This is a genomic window from Archangium sp., assembly GCF_036388035.1.
GTDB lineage: Bacteria > Myxococcota > Myxococcia > Myxococcales > Myxococcaceae > Archangium.
Genome location: NZ_DASVSO010000562.1, coordinates 1 through 10,213 on the forward strand (window position 1 = coordinate 1; position 10,213 = coordinate 10,213).

Sequence of the window (10,213 nt, forward strand, 5' to 3'; positions counted from 1 at the left end):
CTGCCACCATCGCCGAATCCACCTCCGCCGCCTCCCCCACCGCCTCCACCCCCGCCGCCTCCGCTACCGCCATCCCACGGGGCGAAACCGCCGTCCCAATAGACGTACTCGCCGTCCCACCAGACGACACCGCCGTCCCAATAGACGTAGCCGCCGCCTCCATCCCTCGTACCGGCGTCCCGCCCCGCATCCACCCCCGCGCCCAACCCCGCATCGGGCGTCGTCCCCGCATCCTGCCGGGGATCGTAAGGCGGTTCGATGATGCAACCACTGATGGTGGCGACAACGACTACCAGACCCAGCGCGCGCATGCGGTTTCCCCCTCAGTTCGCGCGTCCGGCCTGCGCGCGGTTCCGAGTATCGTTCAATCCTCTTCGGAACATCTCATCCTTCAGGCTGGTAAGCAGCTCTCTTCTCGCGACCGTGAACTCCTCCGGACGCTCGGTGCCGCGCAGCCCCAGCTCCTCGCGGAGCTCCCGCTGCAACGAGGTGGGGCAGGCCGCCAGCAGCTTCTCGCGCAGCGAGCCCTCCGCGCCGTTGAGGTAGGTGACGAGCTGCGCCGGAGGCAGCCGCAGCAGCGCCGCGCCGAGCACCTCCACCGGCGCGCCCACCAGGGTGGACTCGGTGAAGAGGGACGAGGCCAGCCGCTCCGAGCCCTCGTGCCGCAGCCGCTCGATGAGCCGGTCCTGCTCCGCCATGGGCAGCGTGTCGAGCACCTCGCCCAGCACCCGCTCGAGCTGGGAGGACCCTCCCGCCGTCTCGGACAGCTGGGTGCGCAGCTCGTCCGCCACCGCCAGCGCATAGCGCGTGCTGAGCTCGGGCTGACGGGCGAGGCCGAGCGCGAGCTCGGCGCGCTGGGTGGGCGTCAGCGCCTGGAGCGCCACCGCACGCAGCGGGGCGGGAGCGAACCGCAGCGCCACCTCCCGGGCCCCCGCGGACAGCCCCTGACAGGCGGCCGCGAAGCGCTCGGGCCGGACCGCCTCGAGGAAGGCGAAGGCCGCCTCCACCGAGTCGTCCGCCTGGGCCAGCCGCGCGGCGATGGAGCGGCCCTCCAGGTCGTAGAGCGCCGTGGCCCGCGTGCCCGCGTCCGCCGAGGGCACCCGTCCCAGCTCGGTGGCGAGCCCGGAGAGCGACGCGCTCAAGGCGCCGTCCCCCCGCAGGTCGTCCAGGAGGAAGTCCCCCAGCTCGCGCGTCCACAGGGCCACCTGCCGCAGCTCGCCCCGGGCGAGTGCCTCGCGCACCACCGTGTTGCGCACCGCGCGCTCCTCGCGCAGCACCCGCTCCAGCCTGCGCGCCCGCACCGCCGGGTACTCGGTGGTGGGGGCCGCGGCCGCGGGGCCCGGCTCCGGGGTCGGCAGGGGCTCCTCGGGCAGGGGGCCGTAGTCCATGGCGGAAGGCGTCGGGCGGCGGGCGGCCAGCACCAGCAGCACGCCCAGCACGAGCACCGTCAGCGCCAGCAGCACCGCCACCACCAGCAGTGGGGCCGACTCCAGCAGCCGCTCGGCGAAGCGCTGCTCCAGGGGCGGCACCGCCTGGGCCTCCGGCTCCGGAGCCGGGGGCGTGGCGGCGGGCGGCTGCGGCTTCGGCTCGAGCGGGGGCGCCTCCAGGTGGGGGGCGTTGCGGGGCGGGAAGGCCACCGAGTCCACCTCCACCGTGGCCTGCGGCCCCACCGTCTTGAGCCGCTGCGCCACCAGGTCCTTGAGGCGCGTGCGGAAGGGCCCTGGCAGCTTCGTGTCCACCAGGACCTGCGCGGACACCGAGCGCAGGGTGGGAAGCGTGGCGCCGCCGGCGAGCGTCTCGAAGCCAGGGGTGGCACCTCCCACGGCCTCCTCCTCCACGCGGGCCTCCACGGAGACGAGCACACACTGCTCGGGGCAGAGCGTGCGGAGCAGATCCGAGACCTCGGCGCGCGCGCGCTCCTCGGCCTCGGCGCGCAGGCGGGCCACGGGAGTGGAGGGGGCGGCCAGGGCGGCGGAACCCACCAGGGCGCAGAGGGCGATGAGCAGCTGTCGTGACAAGCGAATCATGGTTATTCCACCCGGATGACGACCCGGCGGTTGGCGGCGCGCTGCGCCTCGGGCGAGCCCTGGACATCCAGGCGGCGGGTGTCGGCGAAACCCCGCACCGACATCCGCTCGCGGCTCACCCCACCCTGCTCGAGCGCGGTGCGTACGTTGATGGCACGCTGGGAGGACAGCTCCCAGTTGGAAGCGAAACGGGGCGTGCGGATGGGCACGTCGTCGGTGTAGCCCTCGATGGACACCGCGCGTTTGGGCAGCGTCTGGAGCATCCGGGCAATGGACGCGACGGCCTTGCTCCCCTCGGTGCGGATGTCCGCCGAGCCCGAGTCGAACAGGAGCGCGTCCTTGAACTCGATGGCCAGGCCGTCCGCCTCCTCACGGGTGAGCACCTGCTGCTGGAGCCCCTCCTGGGTGATGAACTCGTCCACCTTCTCCTTGAGCTCCTCCAGCGGCGCGGGCGCTCCACCGGAGATGGAGGCGGCCATGCGCTCGAACTGGGCCGCCTTGATGGGCGACACAGCCAGCAGCAGCACGAAGAAGCCGATGAGCAGCGTCAGCAGGTCGGCGTAGCTGATGAGCCACAGCTCGTCGTCCTGGCCCTTGCCCAGCATGGACTCCAGCTCGGCGTCGTCCTTCACGGCTCACCGCCCGCGTTCGTGGCGACCTCGGGCGCCGCGGAGCCCAGGGCCGGCATGCCGGACTCGGACAGCTCGAAGAGCTTGCGCACGTCCGCCAGCGGCTTGTCCTCGCGGATGAGCACCAGCGCGCGGGTGATGAGCTTGGCCTCCTCGATCGCCACCGTCATGTGCGAGTGGATGATGCGCCCCAGCGGCTGGTAGACGGCGTTGGCCAGGATGAGGCCGTACAGGGTGCACAACAGCGCGAGCGCCATGGACGGGCCGAGCTGATCGAAGCGCGACAGGTCCTTGAGCAGCGCGATGAGCCCGAGCACCGTGCCCACCAGACCGGTGGCCGGCGCCACGCGGGACAGCGTGCCGAACACGTCCTCGCTGCGCTTCATGGCGCTCACCATGCAGTACAGGGAGGTGCTGGCGGTGCTCTCGATGTCCCCGGAGGCGTACTGGCGGACCACCAGCGGCCCGAGCTGCCGCAGCACGTCGTGCCGGGCGCCGCTGGCGATCTCCAACGCGCGCGCCGGCCGGCGCTGACGCACCTCGGTGGCGAACTGGGTGAGCGACTCGTAGAGCTGCGAGCGCGAGCGGCTCGCCGAGAAGCGCAACGCGCGCACCAGCGCCCGCCCCGCCCCCGCCAGCTCGCTGAACTTGTACGAGGCCACCGTCATGAACAGCGGGGCGAACCCCAGCAGGATGAGCGAGGGCACATGGACCACCCCGCTGAAGCCGCTCGAGTGTCCCTGGGTGAGGGTGTAGGCCAGGGTCAGCCCGAGCCCCACGAGCCCGATGATGAAGTGCATGGACTACTCCTCTCCTGATGCGATGGCGCGGAGGGCCTCGGCCACCCCGAGGTCATCCGGATTGATGGACAGCGCCTTCTCCCACGCCTGCCGCGCCAGCTTGGACTGACCCAGCTTGAGGTAGAGCGAACCCTTCATGGCCAGGAGCCGCGCGTCATTGGGGTATTCCTTCTCCAGGTTGACCAGCTCGATGAGGGCCAGCTCGTAGCGACGCGAGGAGTACATCTCCTTCACCCGCGCCATCCCGCCCAGGTAGCTGCGCGTACGCGCCGCCTTGTGCGCGTCGACCACCTGCCCATTGGCCGCGGGCTGCTTCGCCGCCACCGGCTTGCCCTCGGCCTCCGGCTTCGCGCTCTTCACGTCCTGCACGGCCTCCGCGAGCATCTCCTCGTCCGCGGGGGTGAGCATCTCCAGGGGGCTGCCCCCGGCGAGCGGCAGGCGGACCTCGTAGCCCCCCGCGCCCTCGGGCAGCTCCACCTCCCAGACGCGCCCGCTCTCGGCCATGCGCAGGATGTACTTCTGCGGCGGCGTGAGCGGCGGCGGCTTCTCCTTCACCCCCGAGCTGCTGGTTTTCGGAGGCGCCGTGCGGCGCATCTCGTCCGGCACCACCAACACCTTGGTGCGCTGATCGGTCTGGCAGGCGGGCAACACCGCCAGCGCCAGCAGTCCCCAGAACCTGGACCTCACCATGTGAATGCCACTCCTGCCTGCGGGCTCAACCCGCCGATCGTGTAGGTGCTCTCCGCGCTGCTCTGGAAGGGCACCAGGTACCCGAGGCTCCCCTGGAGCGTGACCCGGTGCGCCAGCACGCACTCGAGCTGGGCGTTGAGCATGGGCGAGTTGCCCTGGACGCCCGTGAGGAGGAAGCCCACCGAGCCGCCGCCAAAACAGTTGATGCTGTAGACGTTCTCCGCGTTGAGGCGGGTGAGCAGCGTGCCGGAGGCGATCGCGCCCACCAGCCGCGTGGGGTTGAGGACACCGGCCAGCGTCACTCCCGCTCGCCAGGTTCGATCCTCTCCGAACGCCTCGGTGAAGCGGTAGGCGACGTAGGGCGTCCAGATGGCGCCGTCTGGGTGGCCCTCGGTGGGGATGACCATCGCTCCCACGTGGAACGCATGGTTGAAGCGCGGCCGCGCGTTGACGCGGTCCTCCAGGTCCTTCAGCCGCACCTCACGGCTCTGCATCTTGTCCGCGGAGCGGTACAGCATCGCCGTGTGCGGGTGCACCCGGTAGCCCTCGGCGAAGAAGATGGAGGAGTCATCCGCGCGCACCAGCTCCACGTCGAAGGCCATCGCGTTGGGCGCGGTGTGCAGGGTGAGGCTGGCCTTGAGGACCACCTGGGCGTTGTACTTCTTCGCCAGCGACTGCAGGTCCTCGCGGCGGGAGATGCCGCGGCGCACCACCCAGGCGCCATCCTCCACCTCCGCGTGGGTGGCGTAGCACTCGAAGCAGCGCACCACCCGCACATTCACCGCGCGGTAGATGGCCGACACCATCCGCGCCTCGAGGATGCTGGCGAACTCGGGGTTCATGTTCTCCGAGACCTGCACCCGCTCCAGGAGGATGGGCGACACCCGGTTGGCCCCCAGGCGCGCCACGTCCGCGGCGAACTCGTCGAGGATCTCATCCAGCGCGTCGTTGGCATCCACCTGGTCGCCCGGCCGCACGAGCCGCCCCTCGCGCGTCTCCAGGCGCACGGGCGGCTTGGGCTTGGAGTAGATGCTGGAGCCCGCCGGCATCTCATTGTCCGGCGCGGCGTTGTTCGGGGGGGTGGGCGACTGGGCTCCCACGTCGAGCGCCCACAAGAGCCCGAGGAGGAGGACGACGGCTTCACGGCGCATGCGGAACCTCCGCCCCCGACGACTTGGGGGCAGCGGCAGGAGGGGTGGGCTCGTGCGGGAACCAGTCGCGCGGCGAGCCATCGGGAAGGGGAAGAGCGATCAGCGAGTACGGCTCCGGCCAGGTCACGGAGAAGGGAGGCGGCGGCAGCAGGCTCGGGGGCGCCCCCACCGCCACCCGGCCCACCGCCACGAAGGCCTCCTGGCGCTTGCCCTTGGCCACGGGCGCCGGCGGACGATCCTCGAGCGCCGCGAAGAGCGCGGGGAAGGCCTTCTCGTGACGCGAGTGGATGCCCTGGCGCACCGCCTCGAGCTGCGCGGTCAGCAGCGGGCGCCAGTGCGGCTCCGTCAGATCCGCGCTCGCGGTCACCAGCGACTGCGTGAGCGAGAAGGCGATGCGATCGACCTCCTCCTGGTCCCGCACCGGGATGCGCTCCTGGCGGCGCAGGGTGAGCAGCCGCTCGATGGAGCGGGTGAGCCCGGACGCATCTCCGGAGGCCAGCGCCACCTGGGCGCGCAGGGCGAAACCGCGGGCACGGGACGGAGCCCCGCGCTCCTGGAGAAGACGCTCGGAGACGCCCACGGCCAGCCGCACGTTGCCCACGCCCAGCGCGAGCTCGCCGAGGCTCGCCAGACGCCGGGGCAGTCCCGCCACGGGCCCCAGGTCGCGCAGCAGCTCCAGCGCCTCGGGCTCCAGGCCGCCGCGCGCCAGCGACTCCAGCGTCACGCCCCGCAGCGCCTCCACCAGCGGCTCCTGGGAAGCGGCGAGCGAGGGGAAGATGGGGGAGATGAGCTGGACCAGGGCCTCGTGCTCCCCGAGGGCCTGGTGCGCCAGCGCCCGCCGGTAGAGGACGTCCCGCACCAGCACGGCCTCGGCGGCGGGAGTGGACGGGCCGGGCCACCGCGCATACGGCGCGGTGAGCGCGAGCAGCTCCTGCCAGCGCCCCTCGGTGGAGAGCTGCGCCGCGGCCTGCACGACGATGGGCAGGCGCACGGAAGCGAGCGCGGGCTCGCTGGCGAGGGCCACGTACTCCGTCCGGGGCTCGAGTCCGAGCGTCACCCGCAGGAGCCGGGCGAGCGCGGACAGCTCGCCCCCGAGCGCGGCGGGGCTCAACCGGGCCGCCAGCACCTTCGCCTCATCGCCCTTTCCCCGCGCCAGCGCCCGGGAGGCCCGGTGGTAGAGGAGCCGCCCGGCCACCTCTGGCCCCAGCTCCACCTCCACCTCCTCGGTCAACACGGTGGTGAGCAGGGCCAGCTCATCGGAGGCGGCAACGGGCTTGCCACAGGACGAGGGGCGAAGCTGGACCTCCAGCACCTCGGAGGACCAGCGCTCCTCCTCCACCGGCCAGCGCAGCACCTCGCCTCCCGAGAACACCGAGGCACGGCGGAAGAAGTCGGGCGAGAGGACGTCGCGCCACAGCGTGGCGGAGGTGGCGGCGGACGCCCCGAGCCGTCCCCGGCGAGCCACCTCCAGGCGCAACAGGGCGCGCGGCGCGTGAAAGCCGGCCTCGTCCGCCAGCGCGGGGAGGGGCTCGCAGTTGAGGAAGCGGACCACGTCACCGAAGAACTGCTGCTGCTCCGCGTCGGCCGGGTTCACGGGCGGCTCGGACAGACGCGCCACCAGCCCGTGCAGGTCGCGAGCCCAGAGCTGCTCGACGTACGGGTTGGGGTTGGCGGCGAGCACCGCCGCCAGCAGCGGGGCCATCACAGCACCGCTCCGAGGGTGAGGGTGGGCAGCACCCCGAGGGAGAGCGAGCCCCGGGTGCGCTGCTCGATGGAGAAGACGAGCGGCAGGTCGAGCTGCGCGTGCACCCGTGGGGAGAGGCGCAGGAGCACCCCGGGCCCGAGCATCAACGAGGGGCTCACCCCGCGATCCGTGAAGGTGAGGCCGAGGTGCCCGGCCGCCTGGACGTCGAAGTGCACCACCTTGCTGACGTTGGAGCCGACGAGCACCTTTCCGTAGCCGAGGCTCTGCCGCCAGCCGGGCGCGAGCAGCGCGACGGGGCGGTGCGCGTCGGGAACCAGCCCGGTGCGCTCGAACACCTCGGAGCCGGCGGGGCCCAGCCACGAGACGAACAGGGCCAGCTTGAGCTCCAGCCCGCCCTGCTCGATGGGGTACCAGCTCCCCGACGCGAGGAGGCCCGGGCTGGTGTAGTAGTCCCCGCGCGAGAGGTAGCCCAGGCCACCGGTGACGAACACGTGCCCCTTCTTGAGCAGCAGGCGTCGCTCCACGCGCACGGGCTCGCCCTCGGCCCCGGGAATGGAGGAGGCGGCGGGAGCCGGGGTCGCGGCGGGAGTGGAGGCCGGAGGGGCGGCGGCCAGCAGGGACCCCAGGAGTCCGGCGAGCATCATGGCGAGCCCTTCAGCAGGCAGCGGGGAGTGGTGCTCCAGGCGACGAGCTCGCCATCCGGGGGCTCACTGTAGAAACGCTCGCAGTGGGCATGACACACCTCGAGCTCGAAGCGGAACGTCAGCGGCTTGAGCGTGGTGGAGTTGCGCGGGAAAGGTCCCAGCGGCTGTGCGGGCACCTTGAGCTGGATGCGCGGGGGGCGGGCCTTGTCCACGCGGATGGCCTGGGGACCGAAGGTGAAGTTCGTCCCGGTCACGTTGGCGACGCGCGAGCAGCCCTTGAACTCGACCACCGAGGCGAGCTCCTGCGCGGTGAAGAGCGGGAAGCCGTCCGCCGGGACCTGCTCCATCTGGACGAGCGGGAGCTGCGTGCGCGCCGTCTCCTCGAGTCGGGTCGTCAACCCCGGGTCCGAGCTGTAGGTCCAGGCGGCGCTATGGTCGACCGAGAATCCCTGGATGGCCTCGGCGGTGGACAGCGCCCACAGCATCGGCACGCCCGAGGGGCGGTTGAGGAGCGAGTAGAAGTCGGACTGCAGGGCCGGGGAGGGCGGCAGCTCCACGTTGTTGAAGTAGAGGAGCACCGGCTTCACGCGCCCGGCCCCGAAGCGCGCCTCGACGACGCGCACCTGCTCGTCATAGGCGCTGAGGTTGAGCCGCCGTGTATTCGTTTGGACGCAGCCGGGCGAGAGGTCCTGCACGGCCAGCTCCATCCCCACCCGCCCCGCTGGCAGCAGCGCGGCGCGGAACCGCTCCGTCAGTCGGGCCCTGGTGCGGCTGCACTCGGTCGCATCCGGGAGATGGAGGTCGAAGAGGAGCCCGTAGACCAGGGGCGCATCCACGACCTTCACCCCCTGCTCACGGTTCAGGAGGCTGAGCTCGGGCGGGTGGGGATCCACGAAGTGGGACTCGCAACCCACCAGGAGGAGCACCAGCGCGAGCACGACTCGGCCGGGGCCGTCTCCAAGGTGCGCGTTGCCGGGACCATGCCGGCCGCGCCACCCGAGTCGTCCCCCCCACTCCGCCCGCGTCACGCGAGCCGTCTTCTTCCCTCTGCCCTGCATACCCGTGCCAGTCGCCTCTTAAACAGTAGGAGTCCCTATCATGTAAAGAGGGGGGGTTCCTCTTATGGGCCTCCCGCGTGGACCCGGGTGAGCGTGGCGCTCTGGAAGAAGGAGCCCGCGTACAGCCGCCCGTGGGCCATGACGGTCGCGGAACCCGACAGGTCGAACCGGGCGCCCTCGCCCGAGAGGGAGGCCCTTCCACGCGAGAGGGTCACGGTGATGGTGAGGCCGCCCTCACTCCGCGTGCAGGTCGCTCCAGGTTCGAGGGTCGCCACCTCCCCCTCGACATTCGCGGGCAGGAGGCACGTCCCCGCCACGTCGGAGAAGACGAGGTCCGAGCGCGTCCCCTCCGAGACGCGAAAGGTCTCCGCGCGCTGGGAGGAGAAGTTGCCGAAGTCCTTGATGCTGTAGTGGGCGGAGCCCGTCAGGTCGTAGACGCCGTGGAACCGCTGGCCCGAGGGGCCACAGCCCCAGGTGAGGACCGCGAGCAGGATGGGCGGGGCGAGGTGCTTCATGCTGACTCCTCCGCGGCGCCAGGAGGGATGAGAGACATTGCCGCGTGCGCCCGCGCCCTGTGCAGGAGCCCTGCCACCGCCGCCGACGGGCCCGCCCAGAGCGAGATGTCTCCCGAGTCAGCCCACCGCGCGTCCGGAAGGTGGGATGGGCATCCCGCCCGAAGCACTCAGTCCCGGCGAGGCGGGCCGAGCTCCGGCTTCAACGCCATGAGGAGCACCGGGCTCAGGAACGCATCCGCCAGGCCCGCCACCCACAGCGTCAGCCCCGTGAGCAGGCCCAGGTTGGCGATGCCCTCGAAGCGCGAGAACTGCAACAGCAGGAAGCCTCCCGCCACCGCCGCCGAGGTCACGAACATCGCCCGCCCGCACTCGTTGAGTGACTCCAGCGCCGCGCGCTCGTGCGGCGCGTCCACGCCCCCGGCCCTCAGCGCCAGGTAGCGCCGCTTGAAGCGCACCAGGTACTGCAGCGTGTCGTCGTCCGCGATGACCAGCGCCATGCTCGCGATGATGACCGTGGAGGGCTTCAGGCTGATGCCCAGCAGCGGCATCACCCCGAACAGCACGCCCACCGGCAACACGTTGGGCACCAGCCCGATGAGCGCCAGCTTCGCGCTGCGCAGCACCAGGAAGAACGCCAGGAAGCTCACCGCCAGCGCGGACAGGAAGCTCCACAGCAGCCCCCGCGTCAGCATCCCCGTCACGTGCTCGGTCATCGCCAGGTTGCCCGTGACGCTCGCGCGGTAGCCCGGCGGCGCCTCGCGCGAGACGAACGTCCGCGCCGACTCCACCAGCTCGCGCATCCGCCCCGCCCCCACGTTGGGCAGCAGCGCCACCACCCCCGCCGCGCTTCGGTCCTGTGACAGCACCGCGTCCAGCGGCTGGTACTTCGCCAACCGCTTCACCGCCTTCGCCGTGGTCTCCTCCGTCTTCTCGACTGGCCCCAGCGGACCCCACACCGCCTGGAACACCGGCTCCAGCAGACGCGGCAGGCTCA

General features: G+C 71.8%; 10 protein-coding genes and 1 pseudogene. All 11 read right to left on the bottom strand.

Annotated features, from left to right (window positions below):
- Positions 1-311, bottom strand: a pseudogene (locus VF697_RS22585) (hypothetical protein); the annotation flags it as partial.
- A 12-nt stretch (positions 312-323) separates the two neighbouring features.
- Positions 324-2,027 (bottom strand): FliG C-terminal domain-containing protein, encoded by a 1,704-nt coding sequence (locus tag VF697_RS22590; protein WP_331098265.1) that lies wholly within the window; start codon positions 2,025-2,027, stop codon positions 324-326.
- Positions 2,028-2,029: 2 nt separating this feature from the next.
- Positions 2,030-2,659 (bottom strand): flagellar motor protein MotB, encoded by a 630-nt coding sequence (locus VF697_RS22595; RefSeq protein WP_331098267.1) that lies wholly within the window; start codon positions 2,657-2,659, stop codon positions 2,030-2,032.
- The gene (locus VF697_RS22600; RefSeq protein WP_331098269.1) at positions 2,656-3,456 is read right to left on the bottom strand and encodes a motility protein A; all 801 of its coding nucleotides are present in this window, start codon (positions 3,454-3,456) and stop codon (positions 2,656-2,658) included. The genes VF697_RS22595 and VF697_RS22600 overlap by 4 nt, the downstream gene beginning before the upstream one ends.
- 3 nt (positions 3,457-3,459) lie before the next feature.
- Positions 3,460-4,146 carry a hypothetical protein gene (locus tag VF697_RS22605; RefSeq protein WP_331098270.1) on the bottom strand — a complete coding sequence of 229 codons (687 nt, stop codon included), beginning with the start codon at positions 4,144-4,146 and terminating at the stop codon, positions 3,460-3,462.
- Positions 4,140-5,297, bottom strand: coding sequence for a hypothetical protein (locus VF697_RS22610; protein WP_331098272.1), 1,158 nt, complete (start codon positions 5,295-5,297; stop codon positions 4,140-4,142). The genes VF697_RS22605 and VF697_RS22610 overlap by 7 nt, the downstream gene beginning before the upstream one ends.
- Positions 5,287-6,999 (bottom strand): hypothetical protein, encoded by a 1,713-nt coding sequence (locus tag VF697_RS22615; RefSeq protein WP_331098274.1) that lies wholly within the window; start codon positions 6,997-6,999, stop codon positions 5,287-5,289. Before VF697_RS22615 ends, VF697_RS22610 begins: the two co-directional genes overlap by 11 nt.
- Positions 6,999-7,646 carry a hypothetical protein gene (locus VF697_RS22620; RefSeq protein ID WP_331098276.1) on the bottom strand — a complete coding sequence of 216 codons (648 nt, stop codon included), beginning with the start codon at positions 7,644-7,646 and terminating at the stop codon, positions 6,999-7,001. Before VF697_RS22620 ends, VF697_RS22615 begins: the two co-directional genes overlap by 1 nt.
- Positions 7,643-8,704 (bottom strand): hypothetical protein, encoded by a 1,062-nt coding sequence (locus VF697_RS22625; protein ID WP_331098278.1) that lies wholly within the window; start codon positions 8,702-8,704, stop codon positions 7,643-7,645. Before VF697_RS22625 ends, VF697_RS22620 begins: the two co-directional genes overlap by 4 nt.
- Before the next feature lie 62 nt (positions 8,705-8,766).
- On the bottom strand, positions 8,767-9,219 hold the full coding sequence (locus tag VF697_RS22630; protein WP_331098280.1) for a hypothetical protein: 453 nt from the start codon (positions 9,217-9,219) through the stop codon (positions 8,767-8,769).
- Between the two features lie 167 nt (positions 9,220-9,386).
- A partial coding sequence (locus tag VF697_RS22635; protein ID WP_331098282.1) for an MMPL family transporter occupies positions 9,387-10,213 on the bottom strand: 827 nt, incomplete at its 5' end.